The 22,663-nt window shown below is 71.2% G+C and carries 26 protein-coding genes; 7 read left to right on the forward strand and 19 right to left on the reverse strand.

Annotated elements, in window-relative coordinates; genetic code table 11:
- Window positions 1-619: 619 nt before the first annotated feature.
- Together ACWEJX_RS20520 and ACWEJX_RS20525 are read left to right on the forward strand one after the other, a co-directional pair.
- Window positions 620-3,031 (forward strand): Helicase associated domain protein, encoded by a 2,412-nt coding sequence (locus ACWEJX_RS20520; protein ID WP_451608859.1) that lies wholly within the window; start codon window positions 620-622, stop codon window positions 3,029-3,031.
- Window positions 3,031-3,417, forward strand: coding sequence for a hypothetical protein (locus ACWEJX_RS20525; protein WP_451608860.1), 387 nt, complete (start codon window positions 3,031-3,033; stop codon window positions 3,415-3,417). Before ACWEJX_RS20520 ends, ACWEJX_RS20525 begins: the two co-directional genes overlap by 1 nt.
- Before the next feature lie 188 nt (window positions 3,418-3,605).
- On the opposite strand, the gene ACWEJX_RS20530 is transcribed toward ACWEJX_RS20525, so the two are convergent.
- The 5 genes from ACWEJX_RS20530 to ACWEJX_RS20550 all read right to left on the reverse strand — a co-directional run bounded on the left by ACWEJX_RS20530 (window position 3,606) and on the right by ACWEJX_RS20550 (window position 5,924).
- Window positions 3,606-3,992, reverse strand: a complete 387-nt coding sequence (locus ACWEJX_RS20530) for a restriction endonuclease (RefSeq protein ID WP_451608861.1) — start codon at window positions 3,990-3,992, stop codon at window positions 3,606-3,608.
- On the reverse strand, window positions 3,989-4,177 hold the full coding sequence (locus tag ACWEJX_RS20535) for a hypothetical protein (protein ID WP_451608862.1): 189 nt from the start codon (window positions 4,175-4,177) through the stop codon (window positions 3,989-3,991). The genes ACWEJX_RS20530 and ACWEJX_RS20535 overlap by 4 nt, the downstream gene beginning before the upstream one ends.
- Window positions 4,178-4,275: 98 nt before the next feature.
- A complete protein-coding gene (locus tag ACWEJX_RS20540) occupies window positions 4,276-5,124 on the reverse strand; it encodes a helix-turn-helix domain-containing protein (protein ID WP_451608863.1) in 849 nt (282 codons plus the stop codon).
- A gap of 10 nt (window positions 5,125-5,134) precedes the next feature.
- A complete protein-coding gene (locus tag ACWEJX_RS20545; protein WP_451608864.1) occupies window positions 5,135-5,689 on the reverse strand; it encodes a DUF6879 family protein in 555 nt (184 codons plus the stop codon).
- Window positions 5,646-5,924, reverse strand: coding sequence for a hypothetical protein (locus ACWEJX_RS20550; protein ID WP_030699965.1), 279 nt, complete (start codon window positions 5,922-5,924; stop codon window positions 5,646-5,648). The genes ACWEJX_RS20545 and ACWEJX_RS20550 overlap by 44 nt, the downstream gene beginning before the upstream one ends.
- Window positions 5,925-6,115: 191 nt before the next feature.
- Here ACWEJX_RS20550 and ACWEJX_RS20555 point away from each other — a divergent pair, with 191 nt between their 5' ends.
- A complete protein-coding gene (locus tag ACWEJX_RS20555; protein WP_451608865.1) occupies window positions 6,116-6,682 on the forward strand; it encodes a hypothetical protein in 567 nt (188 codons plus the stop codon).
- A 99-nt stretch (window positions 6,683-6,781) separates the two neighbouring features.
- Here ACWEJX_RS20555 and ACWEJX_RS20560 read toward each other — a convergent pair whose 3' ends face one another.
- Window positions 6,782-7,594, reverse strand: coding sequence for a hypothetical protein (locus tag ACWEJX_RS20560; protein WP_451608866.1), 813 nt, complete (start codon window positions 7,592-7,594; stop codon window positions 6,782-6,784).
- Between the two features lie 135 nt (window positions 7,595-7,729).
- On the reverse strand, window positions 7,730-9,658 hold the full coding sequence (locus ACWEJX_RS20565; protein WP_451608867.1) for a pRL2-11: 1,929 nt from the start codon (window positions 9,656-9,658) through the stop codon (window positions 7,730-7,732).
- Window positions 9,659-9,868: 210 nt separating this feature from the next.
- On the opposite strand from ACWEJX_RS20565, the gene ACWEJX_RS20570 reads away from it, so the two are divergent.
- Both ACWEJX_RS20570 and ACWEJX_RS20575 read left to right on the forward strand, forming a co-directional pair.
- Entirely contained in the window at window positions 9,869-10,129 is a 261-nt protein-coding gene (locus tag ACWEJX_RS20570; protein ID WP_158564905.1) for a hypothetical protein, read from the forward strand.
- Between the two features lie 104 nt (window positions 10,130-10,233).
- The gene (locus ACWEJX_RS20575) at window positions 10,234-10,515 is read left to right on the forward strand and encodes a hypothetical protein (protein ID WP_111339965.1); all 282 of its coding nucleotides are present in this window, start codon (window positions 10,234-10,236) and stop codon (window positions 10,513-10,515) included.
- Between the two features lie 3 nt (window positions 10,516-10,518).
- Here the strand turns inward: ACWEJX_RS20575 and ACWEJX_RS20580 are convergent, their stop codons facing one another.
- The gene (locus ACWEJX_RS20580; protein ID WP_323452020.1) at window positions 10,519-10,926 is read right to left on the reverse strand and encodes a hypothetical protein; all 408 of its coding nucleotides are present in this window, start codon (window positions 10,924-10,926) and stop codon (window positions 10,519-10,521) included.
- 132 nt (window positions 10,927-11,058) lie between these two features.
- Here ACWEJX_RS20580 and ACWEJX_RS20585 point away from each other — a divergent pair, with 132 nt between their 5' ends.
- On the forward strand, window positions 11,059-11,325 hold the full coding sequence (locus ACWEJX_RS20585; RefSeq protein WP_451608868.1) for a hypothetical protein: 267 nt from the start codon (window positions 11,059-11,061) through the stop codon (window positions 11,323-11,325).
- Here the strand turns inward: ACWEJX_RS20585 and ACWEJX_RS20590 are convergent.
- The 9 genes from ACWEJX_RS20590 to mobF form a co-directional block, all read right to left on the reverse strand.
- Window positions 11,304-11,600: a hypothetical protein gene (locus ACWEJX_RS20590; RefSeq protein WP_386807631.1), complete on the reverse strand. Its 297-nt coding sequence runs from the start codon at window positions 11,598-11,600 to the stop codon at window positions 11,304-11,306. The genes ACWEJX_RS20585 and ACWEJX_RS20590 overlap by 22 nt on opposite strands.
- A gap of 94 nt (window positions 11,601-11,694) precedes the next feature.
- Entirely contained in the window at window positions 11,695-12,222 is a 528-nt protein-coding gene (locus ACWEJX_RS20595) for a hypothetical protein (RefSeq protein ID WP_386807629.1), read from the reverse strand.
- 81 nt (window positions 12,223-12,303) lie between these two features.
- Complete coding sequence (locus ACWEJX_RS20600) at window positions 12,304-12,933, reverse strand: hypothetical protein (RefSeq protein ID WP_451608869.1); 630 nt, start codon at window positions 12,931-12,933, stop codon at window positions 12,304-12,306.
- A gap of 50 nt (window positions 12,934-12,983) precedes the next feature.
- Window positions 12,984-14,213: a replication-relaxation family protein gene (locus tag ACWEJX_RS20605; RefSeq protein WP_451608870.1), complete on the reverse strand. Its 1,230-nt coding sequence runs from the start codon at window positions 14,211-14,213 to the stop codon at window positions 12,984-12,986.
- A gap of 457 nt (window positions 14,214-14,670) precedes the next feature.
- Entirely contained in the window at window positions 14,671-15,099 is a 429-nt protein-coding gene (locus ACWEJX_RS20610; RefSeq protein WP_451608871.1) for a hypothetical protein, read from the reverse strand.
- A gap of 811 nt (window positions 15,100-15,910) precedes the next feature.
- The gene (locus ACWEJX_RS20615) at window positions 15,911-16,108 is read right to left on the reverse strand and encodes a hypothetical protein (RefSeq protein WP_386807621.1); all 198 of its coding nucleotides are present in this window, start codon (window positions 16,106-16,108) and stop codon (window positions 15,911-15,913) included.
- A gap of 196 nt (window positions 16,109-16,304) precedes the next feature.
- Window positions 16,305-17,036, reverse strand: coding sequence for a hypothetical protein (locus ACWEJX_RS20620; protein WP_451608872.1), 732 nt, complete (start codon window positions 17,034-17,036; stop codon window positions 16,305-16,307).
- 55 nt (window positions 17,037-17,091) lie between these two features.
- Window positions 17,092-17,676 (reverse strand): hypothetical protein, encoded by a 585-nt coding sequence (locus tag ACWEJX_RS20625; protein WP_451608873.1) that lies wholly within the window; start codon window positions 17,674-17,676, stop codon window positions 17,092-17,094.
- A 104-nt stretch (window positions 17,677-17,780) separates the two neighbouring features.
- The gene (gene mobF / locus ACWEJX_RS20630) at window positions 17,781-19,622 is read right to left on the reverse strand and encodes a MobF family relaxase (protein WP_451608874.1); all 1,842 of its coding nucleotides are present in this window, start codon (window positions 19,620-19,622) and stop codon (window positions 17,781-17,783) included.
- Between the two features lie 407 nt (window positions 19,623-20,029).
- On the opposite strand from mobF, the gene ACWEJX_RS20635 reads away from it, so the two are divergent.
- On the forward strand, window positions 20,030-20,335 hold the full coding sequence (locus ACWEJX_RS20635) for a hypothetical protein (RefSeq protein WP_451608875.1): 306 nt from the start codon (window positions 20,030-20,032) through the stop codon (window positions 20,333-20,335).
- 104 nt (window positions 20,336-20,439) lie between these two features.
- Here ACWEJX_RS20635 and ACWEJX_RS20640 read toward each other — a convergent pair whose 3' ends face one another.
- Window positions 20,440-21,513: a hypothetical protein gene (locus ACWEJX_RS20640; RefSeq protein ID WP_451608876.1), complete on the reverse strand. Its 1,074-nt coding sequence runs from the start codon at window positions 21,511-21,513 to the stop codon at window positions 20,440-20,442.
- Window positions 21,513-22,445: a ParA family protein gene (locus ACWEJX_RS20645; protein ID WP_451608877.1), complete on the reverse strand. Its 933-nt coding sequence runs from the start codon at window positions 22,443-22,445 to the stop codon at window positions 21,513-21,515. The genes ACWEJX_RS20640 and ACWEJX_RS20645 overlap by 1 nt, the downstream gene beginning before the upstream one ends.
- Window positions 22,446-22,663: the final 218 nt, after the last annotated feature.

The raw sequence follows: 22,663 nt of genomic DNA on the forward strand, positions 1-22,663 counted from the left end.
GTCGCGGGCCAGGCCGGTCGCGAGGTCGAGCGCGATGCCGGCGCCTTTGCTGACGAGGTGGCGGGGGATCATCTGCGGGGCGATGGCAAGGGCGCGAATTGCGCAAGCGCAATTCGGATTCCCCCGCAAGCGGGGGAATGGAATTCCGTAAACGGAATTCCTAACGGAATGTAATTCGCGCAAGCGCGAATTGGAGGCGACCGCGCAAGCGCGATCACCGGGGCTGGCTACGAGGGGGTGCATCACGCGCGGGACTGTGTAGGGCTTGGGGTTCCTGCTAACCACCCCAGCAACGGAAGTGACGGACCGTCGGCCTGACGGGGTGCCGGCCCCACCGCAGTGACGGGCTCCGCTGCGCTCCACCCTGACCACTCCCCCACTCTCTAAACCGGCCGCTTACGTTCACCAATGCCCTGCCAGCATACCCTATGAACCGCGCGCACGGGGCGATATTCGGCCAAGTATCAGCCTCAAGGGGGAAGCTGTCGCGTGGGTGATGCATCAAGAGTACCGAGTGTGTAGAGTCTGGGACCAGACACCACCACCCCGGCCCGCCACTCATCGCGCCGGACCCTCATTCCAATTACGCGCCGCATTCCGCGAAAAGGAGAACACGGGAATGGCCGTGAAACTGCGTGAACACCAGATTGAGGCCGTAGCCGCCATCGTGCGCGGCCTCGATATCCCGCCGGGCGGCATTCCCTGGAATGGCTTGCGCGGGCAGGTGCACGCCGCGTGCGGAACAGGAAAGACCATCATCGCGGCGGCATCCGCAAAACGGATCGTGCCCAAGGGCCGCATTCTCGTGGTGGTGCCGACCCTCGATCTCCTGGCGCAGACCGTGAAGGCGTGGAGCGAGGCTGGGCACAAGGGGCCGGCCGTCATGGTGTGCTCGCCGCTGGACGACCCGGAGCTGTGGCACCTGGGCGTCCGGAGCACCACCAACCCCGTGCAGCTGGCGCTGTGGCACAGCGCCGGGCCGGTCACCATCTACGCCACCTACGCGTCCCTGGGCGTGCTCGTGGAGGCGTTCGAAGGCGCCTATGGGCAGAAGCTCGACCCGGTGGACCTGGCGGTGGTCGATGAGGCGCACCGGACCAGCGGGTCGATGGGTAAGGCGTGGGCGGACATCCACGACCAGACGAAGATCCCGGCGCACCGCCGGCTGTACCTGACGGCGACGCCCCGGATTTGGGAAGAGCGCCTGAGCCGCGAGGTCGCCGAGGGGGTGCGTGACCCGCTGCCGCGTGAGATGGCGGCCTCCATGGACGACGAGAAGGTCTTCGGGCCGGTCCTCTACAAGCTCTCGTTGGCGTCGGCGGTGTCGCGGAAGCTGCTGGCGCGGTACCAGATCATCGTCCTGGAGCTCCAGGACCCGGTCGTCACCCCGGAGCGGCTGATGGGCGAGGAGCGGCACACCGAGGAGGTCCGCGGGCAGCGCCTGGGGGCGCTCCAGGCCGCGCTGCTGCACACGATGGAGCAGCACAACCTCCAGACCTGCATCACCTTCCACCACCGGACCATAGAGGCCGCGGCGTACGCGGAGGGCCTGGAGCGCGTGGCCAAGCGGCTGCACGCTGACCAGCCCGAGAAGTACCCGGCGGAGATCTGGGCGGACTGGCTGTGCGGCGAGCACGTCCCGGAGCGCCGGCGGGACGTGCTGGGCAAGTTCGGCTCCACCGCCCGACGCGCGGTCCTGTCGAACTGCCGCGTCCTCGGGGAGGGCGTGGACATCCGGGCCGTGGACTCGGTGGCGCTCCTGGACCCCAAGGGCGCCCCGCACGACATCGTCCAGGCCATCGGCCGGGCGCTGCGCCAGAAGCCCGGACAGGGAAAGCTCGCCTCTTTGATCGTGCCGGTTTTCCTCCAGCCTGACGAAAGCCCGGAGGACATGTTCACCTCGGGTTCGTACAAGCCGTTGGTGAAAGTCCTTGAGGGTCTGCGGGCTCACGATGAAGAGGCCGTGGAATTGCTGGCGATTCCGCAGGAGCCTCAGAAGGCCGACGTGCAGCCCTCCGAATACATCGGTGCCGCGCCCGCCGATAACGAGGAAGAAACCCGTCTCCTGCTCCGTTTTGCGGCGCCGCGTGATCCGGTGATGGTCGCGAACTGGGTGTCCTTCAACGTGATCGACACGGAGCGGCAGGACTGGGCGCGCGGCTGGGCGAAGCTCAAGGAGTACGCGGAGCGCGAGGGCCACGCCCGGGTGCCGTACGAGCACAAGGAGGGCGCGTTCCCGCTCGGTCAGTGGGTCGCGGAGCAGCGCCGGGCGTACGGGGCCGGGCAGATGAACGGCCGGCGGGCGGCGCGGCTGGAGAAGCTGGGCATGGCCTGGTCGGCGGCCGACGCGCGGTTCCAGGAGAACCTGGCGGCGGCCCGGGTGTACTTCGCGGAGCACTGGACGCTGTGCGCGCCCCGGTCGGCGGCCGCGCTCGACAAGCCGGTCGGCCAGTGGCTGTCCAACCTGCGCCGTCCCGGTGCGCTGGCCGAACACCCGGAGTGGGAGGCCGCGTTGGCGGCCGTGGACGAGGACTGGAACCCGTCGTGGCCCACCGAGTGGCAGCGGCACTACGCCGCGCTGCGCGAGCTGGTGCGTGACGAGGAAGGCCCGGCGGAGGTCCTGCCCGGCTTCACCGTGCACGGGATGGACGTCGGCAAGTGGCTGGCGCGGCAGCGGAAGCCCGAGGTGTGGGCGGCCCTGGCCGACGGGCAACGCGAGCGCCTAGAGGCCGTAGGCGTCACCCCGCTCGCCGCTCCGGCCCCGGTGGAGCAGGCCGCGCCGACGGAGCCGTCCACGGCGCCCGTGAGCGCCTTCGAGCGGGGCGTTGCGGCCCTGACGCAGTACAAGGCCCGTACGGGCTCTGTGACGGTCCCCAGGGCCCACGTAGAGGCGTTGCCGGACGGGACGGAGGTGCGGCTCGGTGTGTTCCTGTCCAACTCCAAGAGCCGCCGGACCAAGCTGACCGCCGACAAGCTGCGGACGCTGGCCGGCCTCGGGCTGGAGTGGGCGGCCACGGAAGGAGCGGCGTAATGAGCGCAGCGGAGGAACAGCGCGTGCAGGACGCCGTACGTCGGCACGCTCGCACCAGGGCCTTCACGGAGGCGGAGGACGTCATCTCGGCCGTGCTGTCCGACCCCGGCGTCCAGGAGGCGCGGGAGCGGGTGGAGGCGGCGGAGACGGAGATGGGCATGGAGCTGGGCGCCCGTCTCCAGGCGTTCCAGGACCGCTACGACCAGGCCGTGGCTGCGGGTGACGCGGACGGGCTCGCCGGGCTCTGTGCGGGCAAGCACGGGCGCTGGGGGCGGATCTGCGTGCTGCCCGACGGGCACGAGACCTCGATGGAGGAACCGCACTGGGGTCGCAACGGCGAAGGCCGGCCGATCGCGTGGGTGGGCAGCGCACCTGACGACTGGTAAGCGGCAGCGGTGAGAGCGGCGACAGGACCCCGAGCGCACGGGTGCTCGGGGTCCTTCGCTGTCCGGGGCCAGCGGGGCCGCTCCCAGGTCCTACACGCACTGGGGTGCGATGCCCGGGGGTCCTGAGCTGCGGCATCGCACTGGTGTGCGTGTAGGGACTGGGATCTTCGGGGTGCTCCCCCGGCGAACTACGTGGTGGCCGGGGCGGGTTCGGTGAGGCGGTCCAGCCGGGTGTAGAGGGCCTGTACGAGGCGGGCGCGGTTCTGGACGCAGCGGGCGGTGCCGTTGAGCGGGGCGGACAGGCGGCCGTCGGCTTCGCGGAGGATGAGTTCGGCGAGGGCGCCGCGGCCGTCGCTCTTGGGCAGGGCGGCGGCGAGACGCCGGACGTCGGTGGCGACCGCGCGGGCGTGGCCGATGAGCTGGAGGGCGATCTGCTCGTAGTCGCGGGGCGCGAGGTCCGGGTCCTTCCACGCGAGGACGGCGGTGACGAGGGCCTCGTGCGGGGCACGGTCCAGGGGCAGTTCGGCGTCCAGCAGGCCCTCGGGGTCGTGGAGCACGGCGTAGGCCCCGCTCACCGCACGCCCGCCGCGTCGTCGGCCTGGCCGTGGTCGCCCCTGTCGGCGTCCGGGTCCGGGTCGGCGAGGAAGCGGGCGTAGCCGCGTACGGCGCGCTCCAGCAGCGCGGAGGAAGGCCGGCCGAAGTCGGGCCGCTGGAGGCCGGGGCCGTCGGGTGCGGGTCCGGCGGGTGTGGATGCGCTCATGGCACCGCCTCCGTGTGCTGAGTGGTCGCGTCGGTGTCGTTCGACGCTACGGAGGCTCCGGCTCCGTCCTCAACGAGATTGCGGGAAATTGCGGAAGTTCACCCCAGGGCGTCGATCGCTGCCGTGATGCGGTCGCGGGCGGCGTCGCCGTAGACGGCCATCTCCGTGAGGCCGGCGAACGCCTTGGCGTAGTCGGCGAGCTCGCGCGGCTGCGTCACCTTGATCTCCGCCGTCAGCGTCTCCACCACGGCCACGGTGTCGTCGTGGAGGTAGAACGCCTCCAGCGGCCAGACGGTGCGCTGCGCGGTGAAGGGGACGATGCCCAGCGAGACCGAGGCGAGCGGCATCACCGCCAGGAGGTGGCGCAGCTGCCCGCGCATCGCCTCGGGGTCGGCGGTGCGGAAGCGGAGGACGGACTCCTCCATGAGCACGACGTAGCGGTGCCCGCCCTCGTAGAGGAAGCGGGAGCGGGCGATGCGGGCGGCGACCGCTTCGGTGACGTCGTTGGGGGTGCCCTGGAAGCGGGTGATCTGCTCCATGAGGGCGGTGGCGAAGCCGGGTGTCTGGAAGAAGCCCGGGAAGACGTTGGAGACGTAGACCCGGCAGACGCGGGTCTGTTCGTGCAGGGTGTTCCAGTTCTGCTGGACCTTGCGCATCCCGTCCTTGTGGAGGCGGCGCCACTCCAGATACATCGAGTCGACGGCGCGGGCGGTGGCGATGAGGTCGTCGGCCTGGTCGTCCGCGCCGCACGCCGAACACCAGGCGCGGATGTCCGCGTCGGAGGGCGGGGCGTCGGCCTTCTGGATGCGGGTGGTCTTCGCCGGGTGCCAGCCGCACCGGGCGGACAGGTCCTTCCCGGAAAGGCCGGCGTCCTTGCGCAGGTGGCTGAGGCGCACGGCCAGGGCCTCGCGGGCGGCCTGTGCGCTGGACGATGGGGATGCGCTCACGGTGCTCTGCTCAGTGGTTTGGGACGGTGTACTTCTCGTGCGGGACGCCGCGCTCCCACACGGTCTCGAAGGCGGCGCGGCAGAGCGCGACGGCGGCCGGGTCGGTGGTGCGTTCCTTGCCGTCGGTCGCCCAGTCGCCGGTGCCGGTGAAGTGGTGGAACTGCACGAGCCGGTCGTCCAGGAGCCAGAAGTCGTTGCCGGGCAGCGCGATGTCGGAGGCGCGGCGGCGGGGCAGCCAGCGCACGTCTTCCCCGGCCTGGAGGTTGAGCGGGGTGATGGCGTGCTCGTAGCGGATGTAGTCGGTGACCGGCTCGGAGACGATCCGGGCGCGGCGCATCACCACGCCGCGGGCGACCGCGCTTTGCACGAGCGGCATCCACTGGGGCCAGAAGGAGCGGGCCGGGTCGAGGTTGGGGACGCCGGTGGCCAGGAAGGCGGCGTAGTCGTCCGTCTCGTCTCCGACGGCGTACAGGTCGCGCATCTCCAGGTGGACCGCCGTGCGGTGGGTGTCGGCGAGCAGCTCAGCGAACGTCGCGGTGTTCAGCTGCTGCGCGTTCAGCGGCATCGCACGCCTCCCTCAAGATCTGCACCATGTGGAACGGAATCCGGATCACCCGCTCGTGCGGCGGGATCCCCGTCTTGTGGCCGGCGACCCACTCGGTGGAGCCGACCAGGGACTTGAGGAGCGCGTCGGCTTCCTCGCCCTGGAGGACCAGGTCCGCGCTCTCCTCTTCCACCCACACCGTCGCTGATCCCTCACCGCCGGTGTTGGGGTCGATCCCGACGAACCGTAGCGTCATCACGTACTCCCCTGTGACTCGGTTGCGCATAGTTGCGCAGACCGTCCCGCAGGCCGGGACCGGCGTCAAGGGCGCCTCCGCTGCCGGAGCACCCGGCACCGGGCGGCGGGCCGGAACAGCTCCTGGTCCGTCCGGGTGAGCGCGGGGCCGCGACGGCGGACTCCAGGCGCGCGGGCCTCTAGCGTGCGGCCATGGAACACACCCCGATGCCCGAGCCGCTGCGCCGCGCGGTCAACCAGATGGTGTACGAGGCGGTTGAGCGCTGCCAGGAGGTCATGAGCTACGCGGCCTCGGACGTCGCCCGGGACTGGAAGCGGATGACGCTCTACCGGTCCACCGACGCGGCCGACACCATGAACAGCGTGGCCATGCTGATCGCCGCGTACTGCCAGCAGAACGGCGTGGACCCGGAGACCCTGAACGGCTACCTCCAGCTCAGCCAGCAGCAGAGTCGAGCCGACGGACCGCAGGAGGACGACCGGGCGCACCTGGCGGGCCTGCTCGGTCAGACGGCGCCCGCCGACGCCAGCGAGCTCGGGACGGTGCGAATGCTGTACGGACGCGGGCAGCGCGAGGCGGAGGGCGCGCAGCAGCCCGAGGACAGCCCGGAGGTGCTGTTCACGATGGCGTGCCTGCACGGGCTGCGGGCCAAGCTGTGCAACGACCTCGGGTCGCTGGACCGGTTCCCGCCGGAGGTGGCCGCGATGGCCCGTCGGGTCGCGGACGCACTCCAAGTGCCGGAGCCGGCCACCGCGTGACGCTGGAGACGCGCGGTCGTTGGACAGCGTGAACCCATTCCGGGCCCCGGGGATGTCATGGCTGATTCCCCCGGGGCCCGTGGCATGTCCGGCGCCCGGTCAGCTCTGGGTGTCGTCCGGGTCGGTGAGCCAGGTGACGACGTCGGCGTCGGTCATCCAGATCGCCTGCGTCTCGTGAACTCCGTCGTGCTGGACGACGTGGCCGCGGCCTCCGTGCTTGCTCGGCTTCGGCGCGGGGCCGGCGAGCGGGGCGAGGCGCTGCCAGGTGCTGGCGGAGACCCGGGCCAGGATCACCGTGCCGAACATCTCGTGCGGCGCGGCCCCGAGGACGCCGGGGGCGGGCGTGCCGTCGAGGATGACGTGGACGCGGGCGGCGCGTCCGGTCCACAGCGCGGCCTCGAGGGCGGCGACGGCCGGGGAGGTGTGCGGGTCGTCCTTGCCGCGGAACGTCTCCCAGTAGCGGGTGAGCTGGCGCAGCGCGCTGTAGGCGCTGTCCACCGAGACGATGAGCCGGGGCGTGGCGTCCAGCTCGCTGTCGTTGAGGTCGAGGCGGCGCGCCAGTTCCTCCCCGAGGCCGACCAGGGCGTCGTGGATGCCAGCGACGTTCCCGCGGTGGGTGACGGTCGGCAGGCCCCTGGCCCACAGGTGGGAGATCCGCTTGGGGTCGATGACCAGGGCGTGGGCGCCCTGGTGGAGGAACTGGGCGGTCAGGGAGCGCAGCACGGTGGTGCTGCCGCCGCCGGTGGAGGTGCAGACCAGGACGTGCGGGCATTCGCCGGTCAGGTCGACGGCGATGGCGTCGCCGTGGGTGCTGATGCCGATGAGCGCGGTCCCTTCGGGCAGGGCCTCTATCTGCTCGCGCAGGTCGGGGGCGTGGAAGCTGAGCTTCGTGGGGAGCGCGGTCTTGCTCATGGCGGGGTATTCCTCTTCTGTGTAGTGCCTGGTGAACCGGGTGTTCTCCAGGGCCGGGGGGATCGTGTCGGGGAAAGCGGACAGGTCCGGATCGGTGGGTGGCGGGTCGGATTTCCGACCCGCCACCCACCGCCGTCAGTCCAGGTCGGTGGTGCCGGTGGCGGCCCGGGGCCGGTTGCGGGCCCACTTCTTGAGGTCGCCGACGCGGTAGAGGAGCTCGGCGCCGCGCTTGTCGACCGGGTCGGGGAAGGCCGGGTCGTTGGCGCGGGCGAAGCGCAGCGCGGCCAGGGTGATGCCGGGCAGGTGGTGTTCGGCGGCCTCACGGAGCCCCACCGCCTGGTCGTCGTCGCCCGGGGCCGTCGGCGGCGGCGGGGTCTGGTCCGTGGGGCCGCCCGGGTCGGCGGCCGGGGCCGGGGTGAGGCTCCCGGCGTCGGCGAGCGCGCCACGGTCGGCGGGCAGTTCGGAGGCGGGCGGCAGGTCGGGGGCGGGCGTGGACCAGGCGTCGGTGAGGGAGTCGGCGGGCGGCTTCTGCAGCTGCACCGGGCCCGGCTGTGCGCCGACTGCGGGCGGGGCCGGCTTGCCGGTGGTGGCCCACTCGCGGGCTTCTGCCTCGGTGAAGAACAGGATCTGCGTCTCCCGCGCGGACCCGCCGGAAACGACCTGGGCGCGGCCGTGGTGCTTGGTGGACTTCGGCGCCGGGTGGACCTCGGGGGCGAGCATCCGCCAGGCGTTGACGCTGTAGCGGGCCAGGATGCGGGTGGAGAACTGCTCGCGGGCCTCCGGGCCTCCCAGGGCGCGGGCGGTGGCGGACTGCGCGACCAGCAGGACGTGCATGCGCAGCTGGCGGCCCATGTAGAGGATCTCGTTGAGCGCGTCGACGGCCGGGGAGACCTTCGGGTCGCCGGACTCGCGGGTCTTCTCCCAGTAGCGGGCCAGCTGCTTCATCGTCGCGTTGACCTCTTCGAGGAGGATCAGCAGCCGCGGGCCGATGTCCTTCGGGTCGGCGTCGATGCCCAGGTCGTCGGCGACGCGGGTACGGCGCCGGCCTTCGATGCCGAGGGCGATGAGCTGGTCGTGGATGTCGGCGATGTCGCGGCAGTACGTGACCCCGGGCAGGCCGGACGCCCACGGGTGGGAGATCCGCTTGGTATCCAGGACGAACACGAGGCTGCCGTGGTGGAGCATCTGGCAGGCGATGCACCGCAGGGTCACCGACTTGCCGCCGCCGGTGGAGGCGTTGACGAGGATGTGCGGGGACTCCGCGTCCAGGTCGACGGTGACGATCCGCCCGGCGGAGCCGATCCCGATGACGGGCGCGGACTCCTTGGCTGCGGCCACGATCTCGCGGATCTTCGGGTCCTTGAAGGCCGCCTTCGCCGGGGGCTTGCGGGTCTTCTTCACCGTCACGTACGTCTCGCGGCCCGCCAGGTGCCAGGAGAAGGTGACGCCCTCCAGGGCGAGCTTGGTGGTGATGATGTCGACGACCAGGTCCTTGGAGAAGTCCAGGCGGCCCGGCACGTCCACGCGGATCACCGCGTCGTCCTCGGAGAAGTTGCGCGGGATGTGGAGGTAGCGGCGCGGGTCGGTCTGCTCCGGCAGGCGAAGCGGCAGCGCGAGGGCCTCGTGCAGCGGGAGGACCCACTCCCGCATCAGCTCCCGGCGCTTGCGGGTCAGCGCGAGGTAGGCGGCGGTCCCGACGGCCGCGGTCGACACGGCGGCGATTCCGGTCTGCTCCAGCGCGGCGAGCGCGGGATCCGGGTTGGCCCATATCTCCTGGGCGGTGGCGACGGTGGCGTCCTGATGGACCCACCCGGCCTGGTAGCCGCCCCCGCCGACGGCGGCCAGCGAGCTGATGCGGAAGGTCAGGCGCTTCCACCCGGCGCGGTAGGAGGACCGGGAGACGCGGCCTTCGACCTTCGGCAGGACCCGGGTGCCCGAGCGCCAGAACGTGGCGTCGGTCTTGCGCTCGCCGTCCATCGGTCGGCCGGCCAGGAACCGGCCGATGCCGAACGCGAGGGATTCGGCGGTCTCCTCCACCTGCTTGTCGAACTTCGTCTGTGCCATCGGTCGTGCCCTTTCGGTGTGCGTCCCGGCACCTCACACCCGGAAGCGGACACGAACCGTAAAGCCGTTGGCCTGTGGATAGAGCGCGGCGAAAAGTGGGCCCTGAGCTGCGATCTGTGGACAACTTTTCGGCCCGAAAATCGGCAGCGGCTCCGCCTGTGCGGGGCGGTCGGTACAACGGTGAGGAGAGATCAACCTGGGAGGGGCTCCATGACCGAACACGACGACGACGCACCCGAGTTCAAGGCTGCGGTGGAGCGCGCGAAGCAGTACGAGGCGATGGCCGCCCGGTACGTCAAGAAGGCGTTGGCGGGCGAGGCGGGCGCGGCGCAGATGGCGCAGACGTTCGCGTCGCTGGCGGCCGCTGCCCGGATGGAGCGCCTGGACTGGCGTATGCGGGTGCTCGGCGACCAGCTCGGGGACGTGAAGAAGGCGATGGACGGTCTTCGCCGCAAGCTGCCCGAGCGGTGACGTCCATCGGGTCCGACTACATCACCGACCCCTGACCGCCCCCTGTGGGCCGCACGGGTGACTGTGCTGGTCAACAGGGGTGCGAGGGCCGGACGATGGGGGCTATGAGTACAGACGAGCCTGATGTTCCGCCGACCGAATTCCAGCCGGGTGACTCCCTCACCGGCTCCGCCTGGCCGGGCATCCTGGTCACGGCTTTGCCCGTCGCCACGGCGGTCACGGTGGCCGGGCGGGTGGCGAAGGCGCACATCGAGCAGCGCGGCGCGACGGAGCGGACGGCCATCGAGCAGCGTGGCGAGACGCAGCGCGCGGTCATCGCTGCCGAGGTCGAGCGTGAGCGGATCCGCCGGCCTCAGCTTCCGCCCGGCGACGGCGACGCCGCCTGACCGCTACTCGGTGGTGTGCTCAGGGTCCGGCAGTTGGGGCGGGAAGTGGCGCTCCAGGATCTCCACCCACCGGTGCAGGACCACGAAGCCGGTGGTGTCGGCCTGGGCCTGGACCAGCTCGGTCAGAGCGTCGACGAACGGCTGGGCGGGGCTGTCCGGCGGCAGGCTTTCGGCAGCATGCTTCAGCCGCTCGTGCACGGTGGGGAAGAGCTCCTTGGCCCACGCGTCCTGTTCCTTGATGCGCCGGGAGCCTGCCTCCAAGCTGATCTGCATGACGGTCCACTCCGGGCAGTCGGAGGTGTGCCAGATCTCGTACGGCGTGCCGCCCGCGACGCGGACGTTCTCCCGGGCGGGGCCCGCTGTGCAGTCCGGGCACAGTTCGCCCGGCGTCTCCGCGAAGCCGTTCTTCATCTTCTCGTTCCCTCCGCCTGGAAGCTCACGAGCCTGTCATGGGAGATCACGCGGTGACCAGGGCTTTGCCGCGAGGCCCTTCGCACGAGGCAGGGGTGGCCTTGCGTGGGGTCGGTCGTCCAGGGTGGGGCAATGAGCGCACTGCGACCCGGTGACATCACCGACGACATGATCCAGGCCATGGACACGGCCAAGCGGCAGGGACTGCAGAAGGATCTGCGCGCCCTCGCCGCCAACATCCGCGCCGACGCCGAAGGCCGGTGCGACAGCGCGGAGCCCGGGTGGCGGGCCGGAGTCGAGTGGACGCTGCTGTGGATCGAGAACACCGCCGCCCAGCTGACCGAGGGCACCCCGGGCGCCGGGGCCGGCGGCCGGGGTCAGGGTGTGTCGCCGGAGTAGTAGAAGCGGCAGCTGACGCCGGGGCCAGGCGTGCGGGGCTCGCCGGGCTGCGGGTCGTACAGGGCGCGGCCGCCGGGCCACCGGGACAGCTCGGTCGTCAGGGCGACGCCGTCGTCGACTTCCTCGGTGCGCCAGCCGTGGATGTCGAGCAGCAGGCCGTCCAGCGGGCCGCCGACCAGTTCGGCGTAGGTCCGGTGCGGGAGCGGGCCGGGGTTCGGGTCGTCGTGGTCCGCGCCGTAGACGCGACCGGTCAGCAGCTGCTCGTCACCGTTCATCCGACCAGCCTTCCAGCCGTCACCGACAACGGGGGGCGGAGACGGCGTCGGGCCCGGCCGGGGTGGCCGGGCCCGAGGCGGGAGCGATGCGGTGCTACTGGGTCTGGAGGGCGCCGCGGTCGATGAGGCCCTGGATGTAGGGCGGCCAGTCCCGCTCCAGGCTCGTGGTGATCGCGGCGTGGACGTCGGCGCGGACCTGTGGGGTGACGTGCTCGACTTGGCCGCCGGGGTAGTACAGGCGCACCCCGTCGCGGCTCGCGTCGCACAGGATGGCGTGGGCCTTCTGCACGAGCGTCATATAGAGCTGCGGGACCGGTGCCTTGACGAGTTCGTCGATGACGGCTTCGTAGTCGGCTCCGAAGTCCGCCCAGTCCTTGCCCTGCTTGTCGAGCCAGAGGGTGACGTCGGAGAAGAAGACCGCTTTGCCGGGCCCCTCGTTCTGGTCGCGGGCCAGGCCGGTCGCGAGGTCGAGCGCGATGCCGGCGCCTTTGCTGACGAGGTGGCGGGGGATCATCTGCGGGGCGATGGCAAGGGCGCACTCGCCCCAGCCGTCCTGGGTCTTCTCCGGCCAGGGCAGCCCCAGCACGAGCCAGCCGTCCGGACGCAGCAGCGTGTTGCTCACCGTGTTCTTCCCCCTCGATGACGTCGGTGGTCTGTGTCGATCTTTCCGCCCGGTGGAGTGGGCGGGCAAGGCGGCCTCCGGTCAGATGACCTCGCGGTCGCTCTGGTCCACCGAGCCCAGGCCGATGAGGAGCACCAGGGCTGGTTCCACTCCCCCGCCGGGCGCGAGGCGTTCGACGCCGCCCTCGCCCACCGCCTGGAGCAGCGCCTCGAACTCGAGGTCGGGCAGGACGCCCGTGGCGACGGCCCCGACCCGGACGGCGGTGTCGTCGTCCAGGCCCTCGATCGCCTTGCGCACGTCGCCGACCGTCAGCGCCCGGTGCAGCAGGCCCTGCCGGTTGGTCGCCATGCCGAACTCGAAGGTGTGGCGGCCGTCGTGGCCGTCGAACAGCAGGCACGGCGTCGGGTCGTCCGGGGCGTGCTCGGTGTCGCGGGCGGTGCAGGGCGGAAGATTGACCAGCTCACGGGCCCCGGGCCGCCAGCGCAACCACCAGTTGCCGTCGCTGGCGGTCTGTCCGAGGGCGTAGTGCCACTCGCCCTCGTGACCGGACTCCACCTCGCACCAGGTGAAGTCCTCCAGCGCGTTCGCGCCGAAGCGCAGGTTGGCGAGCTCGCGGTGTTCCTCCACCGTCAGCTGGGTGGCCACCGCACAGTTCTTGCGCACCAGGGACACGTCGATCGGCTCCTTCACGTCGTTGTTCGCGGTGCTCATCCTCGCCTCCGGCCGGGCCGCCTGTCCGGCCGGAGACGGAAGCCGCCCGGCTACCGGCGGCGCCCGAACAGCCCGCGGGGCTTCACGGCCGGCGCTTCGGCCGCCGCGCGTTCCGCCTCTTCCGCCTGGCGGCGCGCGACGCGCTCAGCCTCTGCGCGGTCGGCGGCCTGCTCCGCGCACGATCCGCACAGCCCGTCCCACTGGCCGTGCCACGAGGACCCCGCGGTTACCTGCCAGCGTTCGTCGGTGAACTTCGTCCCGCACTGCGTGCACACCGGCCGCTGCGCCTCGCGCTCCGCGGCCTTGCGTTCCGCCTGCCGCCGGCGGGACTGTTCCTCTTCCCTCCGGTAGAGCCGCTCGCCGTCCGGGTTGTCCAGGGCCTCGCTCAGCGTCTGCCACTCATCGCGCCCGAGCCGCCGCCACACCGGACCCGCAGCCCCGGCCGGGTCGGCGGTGATCCGCTCCAGCTCGGTGACGACCACGGGCACCGCCTGGTGGTAGTCGACGGCCGTGAACCCGGCCCACGGGTACCGGGTGCCGGCGAAGTAGCGGCGGGCGGCCTGCTCCAGGCGCCGCATCCGGCTCTCGCGCTGCGCGGCGGTCTTGCCCGTGAACACGAACGCCACCGGCACGTAGCCCTCCCGCCCGGTCGCCGGGTAGATCCGCGACCACAGCCGGAAGTCGTGCACCGCCGCCCCCTGCCGCCGGGCAGCCTTCTCCCTGTCCTTGTCGGCCTTCGGCGCCAGGAGCTCGAACCAGTCGTTGTAGCGGCGCAGCTTCGCCGTCAGGTCGTCGACGGGCTCGTTGACGCGGTCGACCTCCAGGAGCATCGCGGGCACCCCGGCGTCCGGGGCGCGCATCGTCAGGTCGGCGTACTGGGTGTACCCGTACGGCAGGCGGTGGGCGATCTCGGTCTGCCAGGACAGCGGGGTGCCGTACCCGGCTCCGGTGAGCACGGCCGCGGTCGAGGTGACGGCGGCGGCGTGTTCGTCGTAGCCGTCACCGTCGACCGGCTCTCCGTCGTCGTCGTACTGGAGCTTGCGCAGCACGGACATCCGCGCGCTCTTCGGGAGCAGCTGCTTGGCTTCCTTGTGTCCTCGCTCGGTCAGCACCCACAGCTGGTGTCCCGACTCCAGTCGTGTCTCCACCCGGACCTTCCCCTCGCCCTTGAGGGCGTTGAGGGTGTCCCTCGTGCACCGGTCGTGCCGGTCTCCGGGCCGGAGCATCCGCCACAGGTGGTCAGCGGTAGCCCTCTGGAAGATCCCCAGAGCCGTCAGCACTTCCTTCTTCCTGGTGTGGGTCGGCTTCCATGTCTGCTTCAAAGACTTAGAAGGGTTGTCGAACGCGTCGCCGGACCCTGACTTCCCGGGCTGACCTGCGCGGATCCGCCCGGCGGGCGAAGTGGCCGTGGAGGGGGCGATGGAGGGGCCCGTGGAGGGGGCCGGCGGGGCCTGGTCGACGCCGTCAGCGGGGCTGCGGTCGGCCGGCTCGTGCGGCTCGAAGGTGGGGTCGGGAGTGAGGTCGGCGGGCACGGGGTCCTCGGTTTCTCCGGCTTGCGGGCCGGGTCGGCAGTCGTCCGGCCCGTACGCGGATGTGCGCGCGGGCCGGGGCCACCGTGAGAAAGCACCCCTTGACCGTCGTCTAACGATCAGCGAGAGGGGGTGTCCGATTCCTCCTTGACCACCCCCATGTCGTGCGGGTTTGTCCGTGGCCGACGCCACATCTCCCGGCTGGAGTTCAGCGGGCGGGCCGGGTGCTGGACGGCGAGGCTCCGCGCCGCCAGTCCGAGGGCTTCTGGCCGCGGAACGTCTCGCCGCTCTCGATCCGGGCCTTGTTCCGGGCGAACTCGCGCTCGGCTGCCGACAGCTGCCGGGGCGCGCAGCCGGGGTGCCCCCAGCCGTCGGTCACCTTCGTGATGACATCGCCCTTGGCGTAGTCCTTGAAGCAGGCCGGGCAGGTGCCCGGGTAGGCGGCCCGCACCGATCCGCGCGGCAGCGGCACCGCCTTCTTCGCCGCCGTCTTCTTCGCGGCCGGCTTCCCGCCGCCCGCCTTCTTCTTCGCCGCCTGCGCCCGCTTGATCGCCTCGCGCTGCGCCTTGCCGGGCCTCTTCTTCGGCTGCTGCCCGCGTGCCGCCTTGGCGGCCTTCTGTGCCGGGGTCTGTCCCACGCGCGGATCGTAGAAGCCGACACGCGGCGGGCGGCGCGCGCCACGCGCATCGGATGGCCGGGGCGGTGGCGCGCGGGTGCGGACCGGCGCGCGCATGGTGCGTTGAGTTGCACGCAATGGAACGCACCACCCACCCGATGGAGCGCACCGAGTGGACTCCACCCACGCCTGGTGCGCTTCACGGTGGCCTCCACTCTCCACTCGGTGCGGACGATGTCGTGCACTCCCACCCGGTGGAACGCACCGCGATGCGGCGATGCACGGCATCCTCCGCACCGCGCGCCGCCCCTACGGACGGTGACGGTGCGCGGTGCGCCGGGAGGGAGAGATCTCCCCTACCGCACCAGGCATCAAGGGCACGGTGCTGGGCGTCTCGCTGGTGGTAGCGGAGTGTGTCAAGGGGAAACGTCGAAGATCACGCCGAAACTCATGGGTGGACAAGGGTTGCTTTCCAACCGATGGGCTGGTTGGAATCCGGCGGCACACCCGGTCAAGGGGGGTGCATCGAGTGCACCGCATCCGATGCACCGTCACCCTCCGTACACACATCGAGTGGAGCGGACGGGAGTGGCGGCCACTCCGACGCGCGGCAGTGGAACGTGCGGTGCGGCGCGCCGGTGCGGTGGTGCGGCGGGTGGGAGTGCACGGCATCGTCGGCGGCCGCACCGGTGCACCGCACCACCGCACCGGATGCCGGGATGTTCCGCACTCCCCCACCGGATGGAGCGCACCGAGTGGACCGGCCGGTCCGCACCACCGTGGACTCCACTCCCCGCCGTGCACGGTGCGCGGTGGACTCCACCGTGTCCACTCAGCCCCGGCGCCGGCCCCGCGCGGTGCGCCACAGGTTCGGCCGGCCACCGGGGTACTGCCGGGAGCGGGAGCGGCCACGGACGGGCGGCGACGTCGGCAACGGGTACAGCGCCATGCGCAGCCGGGCGGCGTCGGCGAGCTGCTCCAGGCGCTCACGCTGCTCCGGCGAGAGGGACAACCGGACCGGTTCAACCATGCGGGCCTCCGTAGTCGGGTGTGGTCTCGCACCCTCGCCCCTGACCGTCACCTCCAGGACGTGCGCGTCGATCGCGTCCCGGCAGGTGCGCCGACGACTTCGCCCTGTGTCCCGCGAGGCGGAGCGCGGCCGGTCCGGCGTACACGCGGGCGCCCCACGGACGGCTGGTCCGTGGGGCGCCCGGATGCGACGGCGGTCAGCTCTGCATCATGGCCTCGAGGTCGCTGAGCGACAGCTCGTTCGTGCCACGGTCCGCCGCCTTGCTCTGCGTCCAGGCAACGATCGCCGGGTGCGCATCCTCGTACTGGGCGCCGGCAGTCGTGTGCTGCCCGTCGGTCGTGGCGACCTGGGTGAGGTAGGCGGCCAGGGCGTGCGGGCCGCCGCCGTTGTACCCGATCTCGTAGCCCAGGCCGTTCCTCTGCGGAAGGAACGACAGGACGCCCTTGTCCGTCCGGGCCCAGAACAGACCGCGGCCGGTGTGGAAGCGGCTGAAGACGTCGTCCGGGCGCAGTTCGAGCGGAGCGTACGTCGTGTAGCTCCACTGGTCCGTGCCGTCGGCGCCCGTGTGCTTGAAGTGCTTGCCGACGACGGGCAGCCCGTACTCGGGGTCGTAGAAGGTCCGGCGGCACATGCAGCCTGAGCCGCTGATCGCCGACGGGCTGCTGGGGTCCTCCGTGACGCACGGGTGGAACAGGGTCGGGATGTCCGTGGACCGCACGAGGGTGCAGTGCATCGCGTTCGGTTCGCACCGCACCAGCCTGCCCAGCCACTCCTGGAAGTGCGGTGTCACGGTCTGCTGGGCCTCGATGTCCAGCACGGCGTTCAGCGACGATGTGGCGGCGCCGCGCTGGGGCTCGGTGTAGAGGACGAAGTTCAGGTAGCCCTTCGTCGGATCGGTCAGGTTCAGATCGCGGGCCTCGTAGGGCACGTGGCGCTCCAATGCGGGGGCTTGGCGGCCGGGCGCGGCCGCGGGAAGGGGAGGGTCAGCCGACGCGGTGTTCGGGGCGCAGGGTGAGGCCGCCGTACAAGAACTGCTCGGCATCGTCCGGTCCGAGTCCGAGGGCGCGGCAGACGGCGAGTCCTTCGGCGTCGCGGACGAAGGCGAGCACGATCTTCTCGCTGGCGGGGTCGGCCATAGTCCGGCGGGCGGCTTCGATGATGTGGGCGACGCAGCCGGTGGTGCCGTCTTCCACGATGTCCCGGCGCGTGGTGTCGTCCCAGACGTTGAGCTGGAGGTCGGCGCCCTCCGTGGAACAGTCCTCCTTGGAGTCCGCACCGAGCACGCACCGCCCGAGCAGCGCGGCGTGGGCGTGGCGTTGGAGGTAGACGACCTTCCCCAGGACTTCCTCAGCGTGCTTTTCCAGATTCTTCTGGATCATCTCCCGGGGCATGATCTGGACTTCCGAGCCCGAAGACCTCGCCCGGATGAGGAGCGCCGACACGGTCTTGGCAAGGTCGTCGGCCATGCTGAGCAGGCCCACCAGGTTCACGTCGCCGCGCTGGCGGGGCGGGGGCAGTTCGTCGGGGTAGCTCTCCAGCGGTTCCAGCGGTTCGTGCAGGTCGGTCAAGGTTCCTCCCGTGCCGGTGCCAACGCCCCGATTCTCAGTCCGGTCCGCCGGGCCTCGGGGGTGAAGTCGCCAATCGGCCAGCCGCTGGCCGATTGGCGTCCCCGTCAGCGGTCCCGGCCCGCTCCCCTGCCCTGCTCGGGCTGCGCTGTGTGGTGCTGCTGCTGGCGGGCGGGGTCATCGGCATCCTTGGCCGGCTGCTGCGGCTGCGGTCCGTCCGCGACGATGCGGGCGCGGGCTTCGGCGGCCTGGGTGAAGGCGGCCAGCCGGGCGAGGTTCTTCGGTGTGTGCAGCCACGTCGCGGGATCGGTCGTACGGCCCTCCAGGTACTCCTCGGGCATCGCGGCCTGCTGATGGACGTGAACAGCGGCGGCCTGCTGCGCCGGGGTGAGGACGGCGTCCCGGTCCGGGTGGTCGACGGCGTGCGGCGCCGCCTGGTCGTGGTTCTGGTCTTCATCGCGCGCGGCGGCCGATGCCGTCGCGGCCGGCGCTCCGTCCCGCACGGAAGCAAGGATCCGGGCGTCGCGGATCGCGTTCTGCAGGGCGAGGCTGGCGACCCGGGCGCGCTCGTAGCGGCTCGACTCCCGCGGCGGCTTGCCGCCGGTGCCGGCGATCCACCAACGGTGCGGCCAGGCGAAGTCCGCGGTGTAGGTGAGCTGATCCGGCGCCGGGGCCCGGCGGCCCTTCTGCGGCACGGTGAGTTGACGGGAGTGCCGGGACAGGGCCGCGTCGGCGATGTAGTCGTCCAGGCCGCGTGTGAACGCACGGCCGCGCAGGGTCTCCAGCAGGTGCCGACGGGCTTCGGCCAGGACGTGGCGGCGAGCGAAGGAGTTGCGGACGGTGAAGACGATGGCGGCGACGTCGACGGCGGCGAGCGCGGTGTCCACCACCGGGCCGACCCGGGCCCGGATCGCCTTCCCGGCCGCACGGCACCGCTCCAGCAGCCCGTCGACCATGTCCTTGCCGAAGCGCAGGATCGCGGAGGTGCGCCACCACGCGCGCAGCTGCTCCAAGGGCTTGGGGGTCTTCTTCGCCCGGCGGGTGTCCTGCGCCGCCCACCAGCCCAGGCCGTGGCGGCCGCGCTCGCCGGGCAGCCGCTTGTGCTCCTGGACGTACTCGTCGGTGAGGCGCTCCAGCACCGGCGCCATCTGCTCGCGACGGGTGGAGGACCAGTCGATGAGCTCCTGGTCGACGCCGGCTATCTCCATGACGGGGCGCAGGCCCGGCGTCACCTCCCGGGGCACCGTCGCCAGCCCGAGCTCCTCGCACACCTCGGTCGTCATCGTGAGGGTGTAGAGCGTCCCGGCCGCCACCACGTGCTGGTAGAGGCGGACCGTGTCCAGCGCGTACCAGGAGCCGTCCGGGCGCTGCGCCCGGTTGAGGACCAGACAGTGGTCGTGGAGTAGTGGAAAGCCGTCCCGGTTGTCCCAGTGCCGCCACTTCGCGACCACCAGGGCCGGTGCCTTCGCACGCTGACGGCCCGACGACCACCGGGTCTCTGCGACCTCATCCTCGAGCCAGCGCAGCGCGGTGGCGATGGCCCGCTCGTGCGCCCGCTCGATGACGCGCCGGGTGTGGTCGTCTCCCAGCGCCCACAGCACGATCAGGGACGCCTGCGCCCGGAAGGTGTAGTCGAGCGCGAACAAGGGGGTCGCCTTGCGTCCCTCGATCTCTTCGATCGGCTGCCCGAGGACGGTGGCCAGGCGGGCCGCCTCCGGGTCGGCACCGTCGTCCAGGAGCTCGCGCTCGATCCGGTCGGCGTCCGGGTGCCGGAGCTGCCCGAAGACCAACTCCATCTGTCGCTCGGTCACCGTCTGCCCGGCGGTGATCCCGAGCGCGGCCAGGCCCCGCCCCATCCACACTCCGGGCGGAAGGCCGGCCTTCTCCAGGGCGCCCTTCAGGGACTGGCCGACCGGACGTCGGCCGTCCCCGAAGGCGACCCCACGCACGTAGTAGCGCCACGCATTCCGCCTCTGAACCTTCGCAACACTCAGCATCCCGGCAGCGAACACCGGCTCTGACCTGCAAAAAAGCCCGATCCCGTGAGGCGGGAGGGTTCACCGGAACTTCACGGCCGATCCCGCCTGGCGGGCATCTGCGGCGACGTCATGCTCGCCAGGCGAACACCACCTGGGGCCAGGCAAATGCTGCGCGACAGCCAGCCCCACCCACCTCACACGCCTCAAAAACGCCAGGTAACCGACTCCAGCAGTACCCAGCGCACCTTCACGTACCGCTCCCCCGGCGACGGCCGAGGACGTCCCCGCCCGCACTCGTCACCACCGACTCCACACCCGAGCGAGACACCCACCGCCCCCGGCAACGCCGGGGGCTTCGTGCTTCCTGGAGGACCGACGTGCCGACCTACGAAGCCCTGCCCCGCTTCACCACCGACCTGGACCGCCTCACCCCAGAACAACGCCGCCGATTCCGCCAGACCGTGACGGCCTTCGTCGAGGACCTGCGTGCCGGAGGACGATTCCGCGCCGGCCTCCGCGTCAAGCGTGTCCAGCGCGCATCCGGCGTCTACGAACTCACCTGGTCCATGGGCGCTGGCCCCGCAGGCCGCGCGACGTGGCAGTACGGTCCGGCGCTCCGTCCCGGCACCCCGCACGTGATCTGGCGCCGCATCGGCACCCACGACATCCTCACCGGCCCCTGACGCGAGGTCCCCAGCTACTTTCCCGCGTGAAACCAAGACGGGCCCCTCATGCCGACGGCCCACGACCGGGGTGGTCGTGGGCCGTCGTGAGTTCGCCGGGAGGATCAGCCCTTGGGGGCGTGCAGTGCCTTGTTCCGGATCGCGGTGGTCTTCGCGATGATGGCCTGCCGGACCTTCTCGTACTCCGCTGCGTCGTCGGGGCTGGCGGCGGCCTGGGCGAAGACGTCCTTGGTGACGGCTCGGTTCACGGCGTTGAGCGTCTTGAGCGCGTCCTTGAGGGTGACCAGGTGCTCGGGAACGATCTCGGCATCCTCGATGTCGTCCTCAGCGCCGCCGGAGGTGTCGGACCCCTCCGGCGTCTCCCTTCCGGCGCCGCTGGGGGTCGCACCGGAAGCATCAGCGTTCGATTCGGATTCGAACGAAGGCGCTTCAATTGAAGCGCTCTTGTTCGATTCGGATTCGAACGCGGGTGTTTCGGTCCCGACCCCAAGCGTGCGCCGGGTGGTCTGGACGATCACTTCCCGCTGCTGCTCGGGCTCTTCCGGCAGTTGGCGGGGCAGGCTCTTGTGCACCGCCATCAGGCTGTCGGCCGTGGGGTGGGCGCCCAGTTCGGAGCTGACGTCGCGGACGACCTCGTAGAGGGTGACGGCGGCTTCGCGGCCGTACTGCTCCTCGGTCTTGCTGGTGACCTTCACCTGCGAGGGCTTGGGGACGGTGCCGGTCTTGTGGGCCGTCTCCAGGGCGAGCGGTGCGTTCTTGCGGAGCTGGCGGCCGTAGACGGCGGATCGGCCGATCTTCGCTTCCACGTAGCTGCCGAGGCTGGTGTGGGTGCGTCGCCACCACCGGCCCTTCGCTGCGCGTTCCAGGCCCTGCGCGATGACCCAGACGGCGGCATCGCCCGCAGCGAGCGCCGTGCTGATGACGGCCTCGGTCTGCTCCTTCTGCTCCAGTTCCGTCTCGGTCAGCTCGGAGGTGTCGTGGTCGTCGACGGCCTGGACGTCGTCGAGGCTCGGCAGTCCGTCGGCGAGTCGGAGCACGGCGTCGATGCTGGAGGCCGGCGCCGGTCCGTCGAGGATCGCCTCGGTCCGGGTCACCACGGCGGCTCCGCCCCCGGAGGAGTAGCCCTCCTCTTCGCCGAAGAGGTCGTCCAGGGCATCGGTTGCGTCGTAGCTGGGCATCAGGCGGCCGCCCCGTTCCCGAAGAGGATGCTGGCGCCTCGGTCGTAGTCCAGGACCGTGGTGGCGCCGGGCGCGAAGATCCGCAGCGGCTGCTTGGCGAGCTGGGCTTCCCCGATGCGTACCGAGGTACGGGCGGGCAGGATCACGGCGTTGGGGTACGCCTTGGCGAGCCTGCCGCCGATCTGCCGGGAGAGGGTGGACTTCTCGAAGTCGGTGAGCACGACGGCCGCGACGCGCAGCTCGGTGTTCAGTCGGGCCTGAACGGAGGTGATCGTGCGGTTGAGGGCAGCGGCGCCTCGCACGTCGAGACCGCTGGCCCCCTGGACCGGGATGACGACGTCGTGAGCCGCTACGAGGGCGGACACGGTGAGCGGTCCGAGCTTCGGTCCGCAGTCGATGATGTTGACGTCGATGCCGTCGTCGGCCTTGGACAGGTGGAACTGGAGCTGCGTCTCCGTGCCGGTCGGGTGCTTGGTCTCAACGTCGTCCAGGTCCGGGAAGGACGGGACGAAGTACAGGCCCTCGAACGGGGTGGCGTAGGTGATCTCCTGCAACGTCACCGACTGGTCGAAGTACAGGTGCATCAGGTTCTTGCGGTCGGCCGGCTCCAGGCCCTCGGGATGGAAGTACCGCAGCCACACCGACAGGGACGCTTCCTGCGGGTCGGCGTCGATGATCCGTACGCGCAGGCCGCGGGCAACGAGGGCCATCGCGAACTCGAGCGCGGTCGTGGTCTTGCCCGCGCCGCCCTTCTGGTTGCAGATGGCGATGACGCGGGGCAGCGAACCCGGCAGGAAGGTCGCCGGCACCACGATGCCGGCCCTCCACTCGTGGAAGGACGAGTCGACGTCCCACTCGGTGACGATGTCGAGGAATGCCAGGTCGTCGCTCAGTGGCGAAACCTGTACGGTCTCTCCTTGTGTTTCTCGCATAGCCCGCAACCGTAGCGGGTGAAACACTGGATCGCCCCGCCTGGTCGCTGGACTGGTCGGGGCGCTTCCGTTCAACGCGGCGTACCCGCTGACCAGGCAATTCGAACACCCCGCCGTACAAGGCGGGTTGGCTTGCGCTGCCCGTCCTGGTCATGGGACAACAGGGTCAGGTTCGAGGTGCCCCCCTGAGAACGGGGAGCCTGCCCGTCCCGACGGAC

Source organism: Streptomyces sp. NPDC004788, from assembly GCF_053601115.1.

Bases quoted from the DNA above. Each gene is read 5' to 3' on its own strand.
- ACWEJX_RS20520 (WP_451608859.1), top strand. From the start codon at position 620: ATGGCCGTGAAACTGCGTGAACACCAGATTGAGGCCGTAGCCGCCATC.
- ACWEJX_RS20525 (WP_451608860.1), top strand. From the start codon at position 3,031: ATGAGCGCAGCGGAGGAACAGCGCGTGCAGGACGCCGTACGTCGGCAC.
- ACWEJX_RS20535 (WP_451608862.1), bottom strand. From the start codon at position 4,177: ATGAGCGCATCCACACCCGCCGGACCCGCACCCGACGGCCCCGGCCTC.
- ACWEJX_RS20545 (WP_451608864.1), bottom strand. From the start codon at position 5,689: ATGCCGCTGAACGCGCAGCAGCTGAACACCGCGACGTTCGCTGAGCTG.
- ACWEJX_RS20550 (WP_030699965.1), bottom strand. From the start codon at position 5,924: ATGACGCTACGGTTCGTCGGGATCGACCCCAACACCGGCGGTGAGGGA.
- ACWEJX_RS20555 (WP_451608865.1), top strand. From the start codon at position 6,116: ATGGAACACACCCCGATGCCCGAGCCGCTGCGCCGCGCGGTCAACCAG.
- ACWEJX_RS20560 (WP_451608866.1), bottom strand. From the start codon at position 7,594: ATGAGCAAGACCGCGCTCCCCACGAAGCTCAGCTTCCACGCCCCCGAC.
- ACWEJX_RS20565 (WP_451608867.1), bottom strand. From the start codon at position 9,658: ATGGCACAGACGAAGTTCGACAAGCAGGTGGAGGAGACCGCCGAATCC.
- ACWEJX_RS20570 (WP_158564905.1), top strand. From the start codon at position 9,869: ATGACCGAACACGACGACGACGCACCCGAGTTCAAGGCTGCGGTGGAG.
- ACWEJX_RS20575 (WP_111339965.1), top strand. From the start codon at position 10,234: ATGAGTACAGACGAGCCTGATGTTCCGCCGACCGAATTCCAGCCGGGT.
- ACWEJX_RS20580 (WP_323452020.1), bottom strand. From the start codon at position 10,926: ATGAAGAACGGCTTCGCGGAGACGCCGGGCGAACTGTGCCCGGACTGC.
- ACWEJX_RS20585 (WP_451608868.1), top strand. From the start codon at position 11,059: ATGAGCGCACTGCGACCCGGTGACATCACCGACGACATGATCCAGGCC.
- ACWEJX_RS20590 (WP_386807631.1), bottom strand. From the start codon at position 11,600: ATGAACGGTGACGAGCAGCTGCTGACCGGTCGCGTCTACGGCGCGGAC.
- ACWEJX_RS20600 (WP_451608869.1), bottom strand. From the start codon at position 12,933: ATGAGCACCGCGAACAACGACGTGAAGGAGCCGATCGACGTGTCCCTG.
- ACWEJX_RS20615 (WP_386807621.1), bottom strand. From the start codon at position 16,108: ATGGTTGAACCGGTCCGGTTGTCCCTCTCGCCGGAGCAGCGTGAGCGC.
- ACWEJX_RS20640 (WP_451608876.1), bottom strand. From the start codon at position 21,513: ATGCCCAGCTACGACGCAACCGATGCCCTGGACGACCTCTTCGGCGAA.
- ACWEJX_RS20645 (WP_451608877.1), bottom strand. From the start codon at position 22,445: ATGCGAGAAACACAAGGAGAGACCGTACAGGTTTCGCCACTGAGCGAC.